The 475-nt window shown below is 47.6% G+C and carries 1 pseudogene; it reads right to left on the bottom strand.

Annotated features, from left to right (window positions below):
• Positions 1-475 (bottom strand): annotated as a pseudogene (locus tag ACTHUR_RS19815) (DNA-directed RNA polymerase subunit beta'); the annotation flags it as partial.

Raw genomic sequence — 475 nt, 5'->3', positions numbered from 1 at the left:
ATACGCGATCACGTAATGGTTCAATAACGTCACCACCTTGAATGAATGGAGTCATCACCAAGCCACCGGCTGTACCACAGTCAGATTCAGTAATCACTAAATCTTGTGCTACGTCTACAAGACGACGTGTCAAGTAACCAGAGTTCGCAGTTTTCAATGCGGTATCGGCCAAACCTTTACGCGCACCGTGTGTCGAGATGAAGTACTGAAGTACCGTCAAACCTTCACGGAAGTTTGCTTTAATTGGGGTCTCAATGATCGAGCCATCTGGCTTCGCCATCAAACCACGCATACCGGCAAGCTGACGGATCTGCGCCGCACTACCACGGGCACCCGAGTCAGACATCATGTAAATCGAGTTGAATGATTTCTGTTTCTCGTCTTCACCTTGTTTGTTTTTCACAAGGGTATAAGACAAGTTATCCATCATCGCTTTCGCAACTTGGTCGTTAGTACGCGCCCAAATGTCGACAAC

The organism is Neisseria sp. P0021.S007 (assembly GCF_051956855.1).
Note: the sequence above shows the minus strand (reverse complement) of the source record. Positions and strands in the feature narration are given on the sequence as shown.